Origin of the sequence: Mesorhizobium sp. M2E.F.Ca.ET.209.01.1.1 (assembly GCF_004010375.2) — a bacterium.
GTDB lineage: Bacteria > Pseudomonadota > Alphaproteobacteria > Rhizobiales > Rhizobiaceae > Mesorhizobium.
In genome coordinates this window covers 1-299 of record NZ_SADP02001036.1, presented here as the reverse complement: position 1 = coordinate 299, position 299 = coordinate 1, and the positions used below count along the sequence as shown (strand labels likewise).

The window sequence follows — 299 nt, the reverse complement described above, 5'->3', positions numbered from 1 at the left end:
GCGAGGCCGAGGCCGGTCCGAAGGCGTGGTTTGGATCATGGCAGGACGAGCAGGCCTGCTTGCCCGAGCCCGAAAGGGCAGGGTCGAAGAACATTTTTCGCCCGAGCACGGTCAATGCCTCGGCGCGCGCATAGGCCTCCTGGCGTGTCATCGGGCCGGGATGGAGACCGGAAGGCTCCGTGGTGTTTGCGGGCGCGGTGAAGCCGACCAACGAGGTCGCTGCAAGGACGAGCGTCTGGCTTTTCCATCTTCCCATCGTCATCGGTGCCATCCTGAATTCTGCCGGGAAGTAAGGAGGC

Annotated in this window: 1 protein-coding gene; it reads right to left on the bottom strand. The window is 64.2% G+C overall.

Annotated elements, in window-relative coordinates; translation table 11 throughout:
- Nucleotides 1-262: cytochrome c peroxidase (locus EN852_RS39015; protein ID WP_281407866.1), on the bottom strand; the 262-nt coding region annotated here is incomplete at its 3' end.
- Between the last annotated feature and the right edge of the window lie 37 nt (nucleotides 263-299).